17 protein-coding genes and 1 pseudogene are annotated in these 14893 nt (G+C 70.7%); 2 read left to right on the top strand and 16 right to left on the bottom strand.

Annotation, left to right across the window (positions count from 1 at the left end; translation table 11 throughout):
• Positions 1 to 46: 46 nt before the first annotated feature.
• From ACIO52_RS13185 to ACIO52_RS13160, 6 genes and pseudogenes are all read right to left on the bottom strand, one after another.
• Positions 47 to 544 (bottom strand): hypothetical protein, encoded by a 498-nt coding sequence (locus ACIO52_RS13185; protein ID WP_316575443.1) that lies wholly within the window; start codon positions 542 to 544, stop codon positions 47 to 49.
• Positions 545 to 699: 155 nt separating this feature from the next.
• Positions 700 to 1419: an SDR family oxidoreductase gene (locus ACIO52_RS13180; protein WP_402643849.1), complete on the bottom strand. Its 720-nt coding sequence runs from the start codon at positions 1417 to 1419 to the stop codon at positions 700 to 702.
• 151 nt (positions 1420 to 1570) lie between these two features.
• Entirely contained in the window at positions 1571 to 2353 is a 783-nt protein-coding gene (locus ACIO52_RS13175) for an inositol monophosphatase family protein (RefSeq protein WP_402643846.1), read from the bottom strand.
• Positions 2354 to 2407: 54 nt separating this feature from the next.
• A complete protein-coding gene (locus ACIO52_RS13170; RefSeq protein ID WP_342801424.1) occupies positions 2408 to 3292 on the bottom strand; it encodes a LysR family transcriptional regulator in 885 nt (294 codons plus the stop codon).
• Between the two features lie 19 nt (positions 3293 to 3311).
• On the bottom strand, positions 3312 to 4046 hold the full coding sequence (locus ACIO52_RS13165) for a sulfite exporter TauE/SafE family protein (protein WP_218721125.1): 735 nt from the start codon (positions 4044 to 4046) through the stop codon (positions 3312 to 3314).
• Between the two features lie 42 nt (positions 4047 to 4088).
• Positions 4089 to 4310: pseudogene (locus ACIO52_RS13160) on the bottom strand (hypothetical protein); the annotation flags it as partial.
• 47 nt (positions 4311 to 4357) lie between these two features.
• On the opposite strand from ACIO52_RS13160, the gene ACIO52_RS13155 reads away from it, so the two are divergent.
• Both ACIO52_RS13155 and ACIO52_RS13150 read left to right on the top strand, forming a co-directional pair.
• On the top strand, positions 4358 to 4558 hold the full coding sequence (locus ACIO52_RS13155; protein ID WP_402643842.1) for a hypothetical protein: 201 nt from the start codon (positions 4358 to 4360) through the stop codon (positions 4556 to 4558).
• Positions 4522 to 4752: a hypothetical protein gene (locus ACIO52_RS13150; RefSeq protein WP_218721128.1), complete on the top strand. Its 231-nt coding sequence runs from the start codon at positions 4522 to 4524 to the stop codon at positions 4750 to 4752. The genes ACIO52_RS13155 and ACIO52_RS13150 overlap by 37 nt, the downstream gene beginning before the upstream one ends.
• A 69-nt stretch (positions 4753 to 4821) precedes the next feature.
• Here ACIO52_RS13150 and pdxS read toward each other — a convergent pair whose 3' ends face one another.
• From pdxS to ACIO52_RS13100, 10 genes are all read right to left on the bottom strand, one after another.
• Positions 4822 to 5742, bottom strand: coding sequence for a pyridoxal 5'-phosphate synthase lyase subunit PdxS (pdxS, locus tag ACIO52_RS13145; RefSeq protein WP_218721129.1), 921 nt, complete (start codon positions 5740 to 5742; stop codon positions 4822 to 4824).
• A 227-nt stretch (positions 5743 to 5969) separates the two neighbouring features.
• On the bottom strand, positions 5970 to 7175 hold the full coding sequence (locus tag ACIO52_RS13140) for a winged helix DNA-binding domain-containing protein (protein ID WP_218721130.1): 1206 nt from the start codon (positions 7173 to 7175) through the stop codon (positions 5970 to 5972).
• A 46-nt stretch (positions 7176 to 7221) separates the two neighbouring features.
• On the bottom strand, positions 7222 to 8268 hold the full coding sequence (locus tag ACIO52_RS13135; protein ID WP_218721174.1) for an NUDIX domain-containing protein: 1047 nt from the start codon (positions 8266 to 8268) through the stop codon (positions 7222 to 7224).
• Positions 8268 to 9392, bottom strand: coding sequence for a glycosyltransferase family 4 protein (locus ACIO52_RS13130; RefSeq protein WP_316575447.1), 1125 nt, complete (start codon positions 9390 to 9392; stop codon positions 8268 to 8270). Before ACIO52_RS13130 ends, ACIO52_RS13135 begins: the two co-directional genes overlap by 1 nt.
• Entirely contained in the window at positions 9389 to 10312 is a 924-nt protein-coding gene (locus tag ACIO52_RS13125) for a phosphatidylinositol mannoside acyltransferase (protein ID WP_218721132.1), read from the bottom strand. The genes ACIO52_RS13130 and ACIO52_RS13125 overlap by 4 nt, the downstream gene beginning before the upstream one ends.
• A complete protein-coding gene (pgsA, locus tag ACIO52_RS13120; protein ID WP_218721175.1) occupies positions 10309 to 10986 on the bottom strand; it encodes a phosphatidylinositol phosphate synthase in 678 nt (225 codons plus the stop codon). The genes ACIO52_RS13125 and pgsA overlap by 4 nt, the downstream gene beginning before the upstream one ends.
• A gap of 5 nt (positions 10987 to 10991) precedes the next feature.
• The gene (locus ACIO52_RS13115; protein ID WP_218721133.1) at positions 10992 to 11546 is read right to left on the bottom strand and encodes an HIT domain-containing protein; all 555 of its coding nucleotides are present in this window, start codon (positions 11544 to 11546) and stop codon (positions 10992 to 10994) included.
• Positions 11543 to 13609, bottom strand: coding sequence for a threonine--tRNA ligase (gene thrS / locus ACIO52_RS13110; protein ID WP_402643836.1), 2067 nt, complete (start codon positions 13607 to 13609; stop codon positions 11543 to 11545). The genes ACIO52_RS13115 and thrS overlap by 4 nt, the downstream gene beginning before the upstream one ends.
• A 142-nt stretch (positions 13610 to 13751) precedes the next feature.
• On the bottom strand, positions 13752 to 14387 hold the full coding sequence (locus tag ACIO52_RS13105; protein WP_218721135.1) for a (2Fe-2S)-binding protein: 636 nt from the start codon (positions 14385 to 14387) through the stop codon (positions 13752 to 13754).
• The gene (locus ACIO52_RS13100; RefSeq protein ID WP_218721136.1) at positions 14384 to 14875 is read right to left on the bottom strand and encodes a TIGR02611 family protein; all 492 of its coding nucleotides are present in this window, start codon (positions 14873 to 14875) and stop codon (positions 14384 to 14386) included. The genes ACIO52_RS13105 and ACIO52_RS13100 overlap by 4 nt, the downstream gene beginning before the upstream one ends.
• Positions 14876 to 14893 lie beyond the last annotated feature (18 nt).

Here is a 14893-nt window from a genome sequence, read left to right as displayed (position 1 = left end):
GCAAAGCCCCGGCCGGTAGTCCGGCCGGGGCTCTCGGTTCCCGCGCTCAGGCGCAGGCGACCGACTGCTGCCCCAGATTGGTCAGCATCCCGCACGCCCAGGTCTTCTGGACCTTCCACTTACCGTCCTCGGCCACGAACGGCACATCCACCACATTGGTCTGACCGTTGAGCGTGAAATTCGCCTTCGCGTTCACACTGTCACCGAACGAGGTCACCTCCGTGACCTGCACCTGCACATTGGCATCCTTGGCCGCCTGCGCCAACCGGTTCGGCAACTCCGGATCCGCCGAACCACCCTGCACGAAATCCAGCTTCTGCTCGTTCGGGATCGACGGATCCAACGCCGTGGTCAGCTGCTCGTTGAGCTGCTCGACAGACGGCACCGGCGGCAGGCTCGCGGTGTTCGTGGCCGCGGCCTTGGCGCTGGTGGTGGTCTTCGCGGCGGGCTTGTCACCCTTGTCGTCGCTGCACGCGCTCAGGCCAAGGGCCGCGACCACGGCCAGGCCCGCGATAGCGACACGTCCGGTCTTGCCAAACTTCATCCACTCGTCCTTACGTCGGGTCAGGAGTTCGCCCTGCGGGCGACGGCACGAACCCGCGCCACACGACGCAGGCCTCGATGCCACGGCCCGGACGCTACCCAGCGATGGTGAGGAAACTCTGAGAACCCGGCAACGGTGGTCTGTGAGAGGCGTCCTCACACCAGGCGATGGCCGCCGTCGACATGCAGGACGGTGCCGGTGATGAAGGGGTTGCGCTGGACCGCGAGGAAGGCTTCGGCGATGTCGTCGGGGGTGCCCAACCGGCCCGCGGGGAGCCGGGCCGCCATCGCGCGGTGGCGCTCGCCTTTGTCGCTGGGGGCGAAGGCATCCCAGATCGGGGTGTCCACCCAGCCGGGCGAGACCGCGTTGACACGCAGCGGGGCGAGTTCCAGGGCGAGCGCGGCGACCAGGCCTGCCAGCGCGGCGTTGACCATGGCGACCAGCGATCCGCCCGGTGCGGGGCGATAGGCGGCGATGCCGGAGGTCACCGTGATCGAGCCGTGGTCGGCGACCCTGGCGTGCTTGGCGACGAGCGCGGGTCCGATCATCTTGGCCGCCACCACCTTCGCCGCGACCGCGGTGTCGAAGGCGGTGATCGGCTGGTAGGCGCCGGTCATGTCGGCGGCGGTGACGACGACGTGGTCGACGGTGCCGGTCTCGGCGAACAGCCGGGCGAGATCGGCTTCGACGGTGATGTCGGCGACGACGGTGCGCAGGGTGCCGGGGTGTGGGCCGAGTTCCTTCGCGGCCGCGGCGAGTCGATCGGCCGACCGGCCCGCGATGGTCACCTCGGCGCCGTCGGCGAGCAATCGGGCCGCCAGGGCCAGACCCATCCCCGAGCCGCCGCCGATGATCACTGTGCTGTTCTCACTCATACGGCCAGCTCAGCACCGGATCCGGGGAAACTCCATGTCCGACGGCCTAACCGGTGTTCGCCGATCTCTAACAGTCCTGGCCACACCAGGATTCGCCCCGGACGCGAGCGCACCGAGGTCCCCACGGTCCGCTCGTGTCCGGGCGCACCGATCAGCGCAGTGCGGCGACCGCGGCGACGAGCTGGGCCCCTGTCCGCGCGTCGGCGGCGGCGATCAGCCCGTGCGGGCCGGTGTGCAGCGGCCCGCCCGCCAGGTTGGTGACCGTGCAGCCCGCGGCCTCGCACACGGCGATGGCGGCGGCGAAGTGCACGCTGTCGCGCAGGTCTCCCCCGGTGACGTAGGCGGCCCGGCGGCCCGCCGCCACCCAGGCCAGCGCCAGCGAGGTCGACAGCACCCGCGCGTGGAACTCCCCCGCGAAGCCGGGCGCGTCGAACAGGCGCGAGGGGCTCGACCAGGGGAATTCATGATCCAGATCGACATCGACGAGCCGGCTGTCGGCCCGGGGTAGCAGCGGCTGATCCGCGCCGTCGCTGCGTAGATAGGCGCCCTGTCCCGCCGTCCAGAACACCTCGTCGGTGAACGGATCGGCGACGGCGGCGACCCCGATGGCGGCGCCGGTGCGCAGCGCGACATTCACCGCGACGAACTCCGTGCCGACCGCGAAATTCCTGGTGCCACAAAGGGGGTCGACCAGCCAGGTGCGGTCACTGCGCGCCGCACCGGTGACTCCGGATTCCTCGGCGAGAAAGCGATCACCCGGACAGGCGGTCGCGAGAACATCGAGAATGGCCTGTTCGGCCGCGAGGTCTGCCTGGGTGGCGAAATCGTCACCCTCCTTGGCGTACCGGGTGAGCGGCGCGTGGAACGCGGACCGGATCACTCCCGAAGCGACTTGTGTTGCGTGAACTGCGATTTCAACATCCGAGTGGTGCACCGTCTCCAGGCTACGCACCCGCGAGATCACCTGTGGGCGAACGCGAACCGGCGGTCACATCGGGGCGCGCCACGGGCCTGTCGCGGTCGTGTCGGCGAGTGCGGCGTGGATCGGATGGCTGCTCGTTGCCCGCCACACCGCCACGTAGTCGACGGTGATCGGTCCGTCCCGCAGCGGGCGCCAGGCGAGGCCGGGATGGTCGCGGACCCGCTCGGAGCTCAGGCCGATCAGGTCGGTGCGATGCGGGAGCACCGCGAGCTGCTGCGCGTGCCCCATCGCGTGGTCGCTGAGCCGGATTCGCGCGCCGCGCGCGGCGAGCTCGGCGAGCAGCGCGCGGTGCAGACCGGGGGCGGCGTCGCGGGCGAAGAGCACCAGCTCCTGATCCGCGAGCAGCTCGGGCGTGATCTCGCTGTGCCGGGCGAGCGGATGCCGGGCGGACACCACGATGCCGAGCCCCTCGCGGGCGACCGGCCGGGCGAGGTACTGCTCGCCGAGCTCGATCGGCCCACGCACCAGCGCCAGGTCCACCTCGTCGGCGGCGAGCATGCGCAACTGGTCGGCGGTGGTGCCGCCGGTGAGGACCAGACGCGCGCCGATCGCCTGGGCGAGCGCGTCGAACCGCGCGGGCAGCCACGGCGGCGCACCGTTGAGCAGCCCGAAGCGCGCCACCTGAGCGCCGTCGGTGCTCGCGCGCCGGGTCTCGCGCACGGCCGTCTCCGCGGCGGACAGGACGGCGCGGCCGGTGCGCAGCAGAGTCTGGCCCGCCGCGGTGAGCTCCACCCGCGGTTCCCGCGTCAGCAGTGGACCGCCGAGTTCGCGTTCGAGCACCCGGATCTGCTGGCTCAGCGTGGGTGTCGTGATGAACAGCCGCTCGGCCGCGCGCCGGAAGTGCAGTTCCTCGGCGAGCACGACGAAATACCGCAACTGCCGAAGCTCCACGCGTGCGACCCTACCGGCCTCAGCGGGCCAGGTAGACGGCCAGACCGAGACCGAGGACACCAACGGTCACCCGCAGCAGCGTCGGCGGGATCACCTTGACCACCGGCGGCCCGCACCAGCCGCCGGCCAGCGCCCCCAGCGCCAGCGCCAGCGCCGCGCCCCAGTGCACCGGACCGAAGGCCGCGAAGCCGACGGCGGCGACCAGATTGGCGATGCCGAGCAGGAAACTCTTCAGCACCGAAGCGCTCCACAGCGATTCGGAGGTACACAGCAGCATCATCGACAGATAGATGACACCGGCGCCCGCCCCGAAGTACCCGCCGTAGGTGGAGATCAGCAGGATCCCCAGCGGCACGATCCACGGCGCGCTCAGCTCACCGACGTGGCGGCGCACCAACGGCTGCACCAGCAGGGCGATCGAGGCGATCGCGACCAGGAACGGCACCACCACCTCGAAAGCGCCGTCGGGGGCCACCAGCAACGCCAGCGCACCCAGTAGCCCGCCGATCGCCGAGAGCACCGCCCAGCGCACCAGCGTCCGCCCCCGCCCGACGAGTTCGCGCCCCGAATTGGCCGTCGCGCCCACCCCGACGGCCACCATCGCGACCGTGTTGGTGACATTGGCGGCCACCGGCGGCAACCCGGCCGCCAGCAGCGCCGGATAGGAAACGATCGAGGCCATCCCGGTGACGAACCCCACCAGACCGGTGAAGAATCCCGCGACGACCAGCAAGAAGAAGTCGAGCGCGGTCACGGACCGACTGTACGGTACGCCCACACGGCAGTAACTCGGGCCTCAGACCAGCGCGCTCACCCTCCGGGCCACCAGCGCTCGGGTGCGATCGGCGGGCGCGGCGGCCAGCCCCGGGGTGCCGATCGCCGACCGCAGGACGCCCAGGCCCACCAGCAGCGCCCCGAGCAGTTCAGCCCGCAACTCCGGATCGGGGCCGTCGAGGCGGTCGGCAAACTCCGGGAGACAGCCGTCGCAGCGCTGGGCGCGCACCTGATCGCGCACCGCGTCGTGGCCCGTGGAGCGTCATCCTCGACGTCTGTGGTCCCGGTGGGATGCCGGGCCGAATCCACTGGGACGACCCGCACCTGCGCGAGCGCTATTCGGGCACCCGCGCGGCCATGCAAGCCTCGCGCGGCAACGATCTGCTCGGCGCGGCGTTCCCGCGCCGCGACCCCACCCGCTATGCGCTCTACAACCCCTGTTGGCGCGCACCGCCATGGCGCGGCCGCTGTCACTCCCGCAGCGGCTGCTGACCAATGCCGCTGCTGCCGTGTTCGGGCACTCGGTGCGCACCGCGGTCCCACCGCTGGCCCGCTTCCTCGACGCACCGCCCGCCGAGCCGGTGAGCGCGTTCCGGCGGCGGACCCGGCTCCCCTTGACGGGCAAGGACTTCGACCCGGTGAACGCCGATCGCCTCGATGCCGTCACCCGGGCGCTCGTGGACTGAGCGGACGACGGCGGGCGCCGTGCTCACGCACGACGCCCGCCGAATACCTGTGGCGCTGATGGCCTCAGCTCACCAGCCGCGCTCGGCGAGACGGTGGGGCTGCGGGATCTCCTCGACGTTGATGCCGACCATGGCCTCGCCCAGGCCGCGCGAGACCTTGGCCAGCACGTCCGGGTCGTCGTAGAAGGTGGTGGCCTTCACGATGGCGGCGGCGCGCTGCTCGGGGTTGCCCGACTTGAAGATGCCGGAGCCGACGAACACGCCCTCGGCGCCGAGCTGCATCATCATCGCGGCGTCGGCGGGGGTGGCGATGCCACCGGCGGTGAACATGACGACCGGCAGCTTGCCGGTCTGGGCGACCTCGCGGACCAGCTCGTACGGGGCCTGCAGTTCCTTGGCGGCCACGAACAGCTCGTCCTCCGACAGCGAGGTCAGGCGGCGGATCTCGGCGCGGATGGTGCGCATGTGGGTGGTCGCGTTGGACACGTCACCGGTGCCGGCCTCACCCTTGGAGCGGATCATGGCCGCGCCCTCGGTGATGCGGCGCAGGGCCTCACCCAGGTTGGTGGCGCCACAGACGAAGGGGACGGTGAAGTTCCACTTGTCGATGTGGTTGGCGTAGTCGGCGGGGGTGAGCACCTCGGACTCGTCGATGTAGTCGACACCGAGGCTCTGCAGGATCTGCGCCTCCACGAAGTGGCCGATGCGGGCCTTGGCCATCACCGGGATGGAGACGGCGGAGATGATGCCGTCGATCATGTCCGGGTCGCTCATCCGGGAGACGCCGCCCTGGGCGCGGATGTCGGCCGGAACCCGCTCGAGCGCCATGACGGCCACCGCGCCGGCGTCCTCGGCGATCTTGGCCTGGTCCGGGGTGACCACGTCCATGATCACGCCGCCCTTGAGCATCTCGGCCATGCCGCGCTTCACGCGGGCGGTGCCGACGGTGTTGGTGGTCTCAGGCGTAGTCACGGCTGTCTCCTGTGTCATGTGCGCCAATCAGGTCGCTCGTTATGGACACCGTCGATTCTAGAACCGTCCGAAATCGGTCTTCATAGCCAGTTGAGGTCCACTGGCCTTGCCACGACCAGCGACGATGCCGCCACCACCTGCCGCTGGCCTGCTCCGGTGGCCCGCCGGACAGCACGCGTCGTCCCTACCACGGTCGGTGCCGGTGACGAACGTCATGACCGCGACGCCCGGCGTGGTGGGTCGGATCAGGGCGCGGCGCCGAACTCGACGTGGACGTCCGAGGCACCGCGCAAGGTCGCCACGGCGGCCGCTTCCGCGCGCACCTGCGCGCGCAACCGGGTGCTCATCGACCGGAACGCGGTGACGGTCAGCGTCAGCGTGCGCCCCTTCTTGCGGGGCCGCCAGATGCCGGCGACGTCCCCCTCGGCCAGCACCACGCCGGGCGCCCCGGCCGTCTTCCACACCGCGCGGTGGTGTGCCGGGTCGACGATGGTCGCCCGATCACGCAGCTGGAGGTAGGGGTCGCTCGGCGGGAGCAGGCGCACTCCGTGCGCGGTGACCGGGGATCGCAGATCGTCCAGGTCGTCGGTGTGGATCCACGCACGCCGCCCCTCGACCTCGACCGGCGTGAGTTCGTCCCGCGCCGCGGCCCACCACGGGTCCACCTGACCGGCGTCGATCCCCAGCCAGGTGGCGAAGTCCTTGCGCGTGGACGGCCCGTAACACCGCAGGTAGCGGCGCAGGAGCGCGGACCGCGCCGCGTCGGGTTCGGTCCGTGGCGGCGACGCTCCCAGCCATTCGCCGAGCAGGACGAACGGCGCGGTGTTGTCGCTACGCGGTGCCAGGCACACGAGACCACGCAGCGTCAGAATCCGGACGCAGAAGTGCACGACGGCCTCCCCCAGCGGCTGGTTCGCGCCGTACGGGCCCGGCGCCCGCCAATCCGCGCGCCGGGCGGGCGACAGCGTGCGCGCGAGGCGCCCGGCGATGTCGCGGCCGAGATCGTCGATCGGCAGCGCACGGTGGGCGAGCACCGGCACGAGTTGGTCGGCGACGCGCTCGACGATGTCGTCCAGGCCGAGATCCAGGGTGCGCAGGGCCGGTTCGACACCACCGATCAGCCGCAGTCGCGCCGCCTCCGTGGTCGGCAGGACACCGGTGGTGAAGACGGGCAGGTCGGCGGTCGGGAAGAAATACGGCGCACCGCGCATACACCACGTCTGCACCAGCGACTTCTCCGTGCCGACCAGGTGCTCGAACCGTGCGACGGTGACGTCCTCGGCGCGGGCGTGCAGGGCGAGCAGCGCCGATCCCGGCGGACTGTTCTGCACGGCGCACGCGCCGGCCACCGCGAGCAGATCCCGGCTCCGGGTCAGCAGGTGATGGGCGCGGAGCCGGAAACCGACCACATCGCCGAGCGCGACACCGACCGAACCCCGACCAGTCGCCACCGATCGCCTCCCGCCGCGTTCCAGGACGACCGGCCGCCCGATCGTGTCAGCGGATCGAGCGTACGACGTGCTCGGTGTCGTCCGCGGCAGCCGCGGCGGCCTCGGCCAGCAGTTCGTCGAGGTGATACGGATAGACCGCCTCGCCCTGATCGTCGAGGGCACGGATGTCGGCCGGGGTGCACCAGCGATGGTCGGTGATGGTGCGGCGCTCGAGCGCGTTCAGAGCCGCCGGGCGCCACTCGAAGCTCGGGGCGCGCAGGGTGAAGAACAGTTCCTCGGACCGGATGAGCTCGCCGTTGAACGGGAACACCGCCACTCGGCGCCACAGCGGGCCACGCAGCGCCGCCGGATCGACCCGCTGACCGGTTTCCTCGTACAACTCACGCACCGCGGCATCGCGCAGGCTCTCCCCCGGCTCGACGCCGCCGCCGACGGTGAACCAGAACGCCACCTCGGGCAGCATCGGATCGTGGCCGCGCAGCAACAGCACCCGGTCCTGCTCGTCGAGCAGCACCACGCGGGCGGAGGTGCGGGTGGTGTTCACCTCGAGGCCGGTCGCCGCGGCGGGCGTGGCCCGCTCGGTGATCTCGAAGTAGTGTGGCAGCGGCGCGGTACCGCCCAAATGCAGCACCCGCACCGGACGACGGGTGCGCAGCGCGAGGGTGTCGCGGACGGCGTCGTTGTGGAAGCGTCGCGCGATCAGCACCCTGGCCTCGGCGTCGGCGAGTTCGGCGACCAGCTGGGGACGCAGCTGGTCGATGTCGACCAGGCTCAGCGCGGCGGAGAGCTGGTTCTCGACGGTCTCCCGGTCACCGCGATCGGCCCGCTCGGCGCGATCGGCCAGGGCGGCGAGCTGGGCGGCCCGTTCGCCGCGGCGCGAGTCGGTGCTCACCGGCCCGGCCATGGCCATCGCCACCGCCCGCGCCACCACCGCGCGCCGGGCCAGCGCCGCGTCGAGCGCCTGCCAGGATTGATCCGAGCGCACGTGCAGCCGGTCGAGCCGGTTGGCCGTGGAATACGCCCAGACACCGAGCGCGAGGACGAGCAGGGCGATCAGCCCGAGAACGAGGACCGAGGTCGCGGAAAAGGTGATCATCCGGCGGCCCGCACCCGGAGATCGCCGACGGTGACGGTCTCGTAGACCCGCAGGATCTGCTCGGCCACCACGGGCCAGTCGTAGGCGGCGACCACCTGGGTCGCGGTGCGCACCAGCCGCTGCCTGGTCTCGTCGTCGGTGAGGACGGTGTCGATCGCGGTGGCCAGGGCGGCGGAATCGCCGACGGGGGTGAGCAGACCCGCGGTTCCGTCGCGCAGCACCCGGCGGAACGCGTCGAGCTCGCTGGCCACCACCGGGGTGCCCGCGGCCATCGCCTCGATCAGGATGATGCCGAAACTCTCGCCGCCCAGATTCGGCGCGACGTAGACATCGGCACTGCGCATCGCGGCGGCCTTCTCCGCGTCGGAGACCTGCCCGAGGAAGCGCAGATGCTCCGCATGCGGGCCCGCCTCGCGGCGCAGCCGGTCTTCGTCACCGCGCCCGACGATGAGGATCTGCACGTCGGGGTGCCGGCCGATGAGGGTGGGCAGCGCGCCGAGCAGCACGTCCATGCCCTTGCGGGGCTCGTCGAAGCGACCGAGGAACAGCACCGTCCTGCCCGCGCGCGGATAGCCGTCGAGCAGCGGACCCCGGGCGAACGCCGAGACGTCGACCCCGTTGGGGATCTCCACCGCGTCCGAGCCGAGTGCTTCCACCTGCCAGCGACGGGCCAGCTCCGAGACGGCGATGCGGCCGTTGATCTTCTCGTGGTACGGCCGCAGCACCCCCTGAAAAGTGCTCAGCACCAACGACTTCGTGGTCGAGGTGTGGAAGGTCGCGACGATCGGGCCCTCGGCGATCTTGAGCGCGAGCATCGACAGGCTCGGGGCGTTGGGCTCGTGGATGTGCAGCACGTCGAAATCGTTGCTGTCGATCCAGCGCCGGATGCGGGTGTAGGCCATCGGGCCGAACGACAGCCGCGCCACCGACCCGTTGTACGGAATCGCCACCGCGCGGCCCGCCGACACCACGAAGTCGGGCAGCGGCGTGTCGTCGGAGGCCGGCGCGAGCACGCTCACCTTGTGTCCGCGTTCGAGGAAGACCCGGGCCAGCTCGACCACATGGGCCTGCACACCGCCGGGAACGTCGAACGAGTACGGGCAGACCATGCCGATCTTCACCGCGGGCCCCCTGTCTGCGCGGCGGAGATCCGCGCCCGCCGCTCGGGCGACAGATCGGCCTCCCAGAGCGGTTGCAGCATGTGCCAGTCGGCCGGATGCTCGGCGATATTGGCGGCGAACCGGTCGGCCAGCGCCTGGGTGGCGGCCGCGACCCCACCGGAGACATCCAGCGGCGCTTCGGTTTTCAGCCCCCAGCCCTCGGTGCCGTCGGCTTCGACGGTGAACCAGCCGTGCACCGGCATCAGCGCGGCGCCGGTCTCGATGGCCAGCTTGGCCGCGCCGGCGGGCATCCAGGTGCGCTCGCCGAAGAAGTCGACCGGCACCCCCTTGCCGGTCAGGTCACGCTCGCCCATCAGGCACACGATCCGGTTCTGCCGCAACCGGTGCGCGAGCTGCCCGAACGGCGGCTGCTCGCCACCGGTCAGCGGGAACACCTCGAAGCCCAGGCTCTCCCGGTAGGCGACGAACCGCTCGAACAGCGATTCCGGCTTCAGCCGTTCGGCCACCGTGGTGAAGGTGTCGTAGTGCTGCACCAGCCACACCCCGGCCATATCCCAGTTGCCCGAGTGCGGCAGCACGAAGATGACGCCGCGGCCCCGTTCCAGGGCCGCGTCGAGGTGTTCCAGGCCGTCGACGTAATAGTCGATGGTGCTGTGGTCCATGCTGGGCAGGCGGAACGCCTCGCGCCAATACCGGGCGTAGGAGCGCATACTCGCGCGCATCAGCTCGGCCGGGACCGCCTCGGGGCCCACCCCGAGCACCCGGGCGAGGTTGCGCCGCAACTGCTCCGGTCCCCCGCCCTTGACCGCCCGGTCGGCGCCGAGATCGAACACCTTGCGCACCAGCGGTTCCGGTGCCGACCGCACCAACCGCCAGCCCGCGGCGTAACCCAGATCGCTCATCCGCTCGGTGAGGCTCACGACGCCGCACCTCCGGCCGCGTCGGGCTGCGGCGTGGGCGGGATGACGGTCCGCGCGCCCGGCGAGTTGCGCACCGCGAGCACCCGCTGGAAGACGGTGACGACGCTGGCCACGACCAGGATCCACATGGCGACGTAGACGGCCCAGGTGAGCCACTCGATGCCCCAGTGCCCGCCGATGCCGGTGAGCCCGGCGCCGACCAGCACGATGACCAGTCGATCGGGCCGCTCGATCAGCCCGCCGTCGGCGGACAGGCCGCTCGCCTCGGCGCGCGCCTTCGCGTACGAGATCACCTGCGAGGTGACCAGCACGACCAGCGTCGCCGCGAACAGCTCCTTGCTCTGCTCGTGGTAGACCGCCCACCACGCCAGGCCGCCGAAGATCGCGCCGTCGGCGACCCGGTCGCAGGTGGCGTCGAGGACGGCGCCGTACTTCGTGCCGCCCCCGCGGGCCCGCGCCATCGCCCCGTCCAGCATGTCGAACATGACGAACAGCCAGATGACCATGGTTCCCCAGAACAGGTGCCCGGTGGGGAACAGCGTGACCGCGGCGGCGATCGTCGCGGTGGTACCGATCAGTGTCATCGCGTCCGGGGTGAGCCCGGTACCGACGAGCGCTTTGCCCAGCGGCGCAGTCGCTTTCGCAAACGTCTGGCGGCCGAAGAAGCTGAGCACGGTTGTTATTCCTCCCACGCCTCCGCCAGCAGCTGCCGCGTCTCGCGCAACAGCTGAGGCATCACCTTCACCCCACCGACCACGGTGATGAAGTTCGCATCCCCACCCCAGCGCGGCACGATGTGCTGGTGCAGGTGGTCGGCCAGCGAACCACCGGCCACACCGCCGAGGTTGAGCCCGACGTTGAATCCGGCGGGTCGCGAGACCCGCTTCATCACCCGGATGGCCCGCTGCGTGAAGGCCATCAGCTCCGCGCTCTCGGCGGGCGTCAGATCCTCCAGGTCGGCGACCCGGCGGTACGGCACCACCATCATGTGCCCTGGGTTGTACGGGTACAAGTTGAGCACCGCGTAGACCTGCTCGCCGCGGGCGATGATCAAGCCGTCCTCGTCGGACATCTTCGGGATGTCGGTGAACGGGTGACCGGTGGCGTCCTTGGGCTTGACCTCACCGGTGATGTAGGACATCCGGTACGGCGTCCACAGCCGCTGCAGCCGGTCCGGCTGACCGGCGCCCGCGTCGATGATCGACCCGGCCTCCGAGGCGATGCTCTCACTCATGAGGACGCCTTCGCCGCGCCGACGACCTCGAACCCGTCCGCGGTGGGCGAGACGTTCGCCCGGTTGGCGATCCAGCTCAGAACGGTGGCCACCGCGTCGTCGACCGGCACGCCGTTCACCTGGGTGCCGTCGCGGAAGCGGAAGCTCACCGCGCCCGCCTCCACGTCGCGCGCGCCGGCCAGCAGCATGAACGGCACCTTCTGCGCGGTCTGGTTGAAGATCTTCTTCTGCATCCGGTCGTCGCTGCGGTCGACCTGGGCGCGCACGCCGGCCTCCTGCAGCCGCTCGATCACCGCGTCCAGGTGCGGGGCGAAGTTCTCCGCGACCGGGATACCGACGACCTGCACCGGCGCGAGCCAGGCCGGGAACGCACCGGCGTAGTGCTCGGTGAGCACACCGAAGAACCGCTCGATCGAGCCGAACAGGGCGCGGTGGATCATCACCGGACGCTGCTTGGTGCCATCGGAGGAGGTGTATTCCAGGTTGAACCGCTCGGGCAGGTTGAAGTCGAGCTGGATGGTCGACATCTGCCAGGTGCGGCCCAGCGCGTCCTTGGCCTGCACGGAGATCTTCGGGCCGTAGAACGCGGCGCCGCCCGGGTCGGGCACCAGGTCCAGGCCGGAGTCGGTGGCCACCTTGCGCAGGGTCTCGGTGGCTTCCTCCCACAGTTCGTCGGAGCCGACGAACTTCTTCGGGTCCTTGGTGGACAGCTCGAGGTAGAAGTCGTCGAGGCCGTAGTCGCGCAGCAGCGAGAGCACGAACTGCAGCGTGGTGGTCAGCTCCGCGTGCATCTGCTCCTTGGTGCAGTAGATGTGCGCGTCGTCCTGGGTCATGCCACGCACCCGGGTCAGGCCGTGGACCACACCGGACTTCTCGTAGCGGTACACCGAACCGAACTCGAACAGCCGCAGCGGCAGTTCACGGTAGGAGCGGCCCCGCGCGCGGAAGATCAGGTTGTGCATCGGGCAGTTCATCGGCTTGACGTAGTAGTCCTGGCCGGGCTTGCGCACGGTGCCGTCCTCGTTGAGTTCGGCGTCGAGGTGCATGGCCGGGAACATGCCGTCGCGGTACCAGTCGAGGTGACCGGAGACCTCGAACAGATGCCCCTTGGTGATGTGCGGGGTGTTGACGAACTCGTAGCCGGCGTCGATGTGGCGCTGGCGCGAGTACTCCTCCATCTCCTTGCGGATGATGCCGCCCTTGGGGTGGAACACCGGCAGGCCGGAGCCGAGCTCGTCGGGGAAGCTGAACAGGTCCAGCTCGAGGCCCAGCTTGCGGTGGTCGCGGCGCTCGGCCTCGGCAAGCAGGTGCAGGTACTCGTCCATCGCCTCGGTCGATTCCCAGGCGGTGCCGTAGATGCGCTGCAGGTCCTCGCGGTCCTGGTCACCGCGCCAGTAGGCGGCCGAGCTGCGGGTCAGCTTGAAGGCGGGGATGAACTTGGTGGTGGGGATGTGCGGGCCGCGGCACAGGTCGCCCCAGAGCTTCTCGCCGGTGCGCGGGTCCAGGTTGTCGTAGATGGTCAGCTCGTTGCCGCCGACCTCCATGATCTCCGGATCATCGATACCGGACTTGTCGCTGATCAGCTCGAGCTTGAACGGCTCCTTCGCCAGTTCTTCCCGCGCCTCGTCGATCTCGACCACGCGACGCGAAAAGCGCTGCGCGCCTTTGATGATCTTCTTCATCCGCGATTCCAGCTTGGCCAGATCCTCGGGGGTGAAGGGCCGGTCGACCCGGAAGTCGTAGTAGAAGCCGTCCTTGATCGGCGGGCCGATGCCCAGCTTGGCGTCGGGGAACTCCTGCTGCACCGCCTGGGCCAGCACGTGCGCGGCCGAGTGCCGGATCACGCTGCGGCCGTCCTCGGTGTCGGCGGCGACGGCCTCGACCTCGACGTCTTCGTCCGGGATCCAGGACAGATCCTTGAGCGCGCCCTCGGCGTCACGGACCACCACGATCGTGTTCGGTCCCTTGGTGGGCAAGCCCGCCTCACGCACCGCCGCGCCCGCGGTAGTCCCGGCCGGCACCCGGACGAGGGCGACAGGGCTGATCGGTGCAGAGGTGGTCACGGGGATGCTCTCCTTGACGTCACGTCCGGCGGGGATGTCCCGCGCGGCGCAGGCTGAATACCTGCGAACGCGACCATGCTATCGGGGCCGCCGACAGCGCGTGTCGATGGACCTGTGACCGCGTGTTGTTCGCTCCGTGCGACTACCCCGCGGCCTCGGCCAGCAGGGCCGCGCGTTCGGCGGCCGGGCGTTTCGGGCAACTGGTGCACATCTGGCACCCCGGTACCTCGTAGACGAGACAGCAGGACAGGCGTTTGACGAAGGTGCGCTCGCCGACGGTGACGAAACGAGGGGCGAGCAGGCGCGAGCCCACCTCGCCGGCCAGCCGGGTCGCGGCCGCCGGTGCGCCCGCGTCCAGCGCGCGGTTGCCGATCGCGTCGGTGACCACGGCCCACAGTGCGGGGACTCCGGCGCCGGACACGGCGGCGACCTGCGCGATGACCGCGGTCAGGGTGTCGCGCAGGGCGGTGCCGACCGCCTCGGCGGCGGCCGCGCGGTCGGCGGCCGAGGCGAGCGCGACCGTCGAACGGAAGCGCACGTGCTCGACGCCCCCGTCGGGCCGGATCTCGCAGTCGAGTTCGTCGAGCGCCGCGATCGGGGCCGCGACGCCCGCGGCGTAGGCGGCGGTGATCTGGTCGACGAGCGCGGAGGCGACCATGCACCACCACAGCGTGCCGCCGACGCGCGGCGTCTCGGTGCCCCAGGCGCGGCTCATCTCGCCGACCCGGGCCGCGACCCACGCGGGATCGGTGAGCAGGCGTCCGGGAACGGTGCTCACGACATCAGGGGACTGCGCAACCATGGCCAATCGACTCCGATCCACCCTGCGACCATCGAAAATGTGCCGAGCAGCCACAGCGTCGCGACGACGAGGGCGAAGGTGGCCACCGCGCCGAGGATCCTGATCGTCCACCCGCGTGAGGTGTACCAACCCATGACGATCCGGTATTTGCCCCGCACCCAGGTCAGGGTGTGGTGGGCCCAGACGAACTCGGTGGCCAGGATGCCGAAGCCCGCGAACACCAGCGCCCAGCCGGGTCCCGGGTACGGGATCGTGACGATCCCGATCAGCAGCACCAGCCCACCGACCACGCCGACGGCGATGCGGTAGCCGAGATTCAGGGTAGGGCGGTGCTCGATGCTCGCCCGGAAGGCGCGCCAGCGCTGCTTGAAGTCCGGCCGCTCGAGGACCGGCTCGGCCGCCGACGCCCCGGCGGCGGAATCCGCCGGGGCGTCGGTGGTGTCGGCGGTCGGCTTGCTCGTCATCGTTCCAGCCTACGAGCC

The organism is Nocardia sp. NPDC087230, assembly GCF_044744725.1.
GTDB lineage: Bacteria > Actinomycetota > Actinomycetes > Mycobacteriales > Mycobacteriaceae > Nocardia > Nocardia canadensis.
The sequence above is the reverse complement of the archived record's forward strand: the minus strand, read 5'-3'. Positions and strand labels throughout refer to the sequence as shown.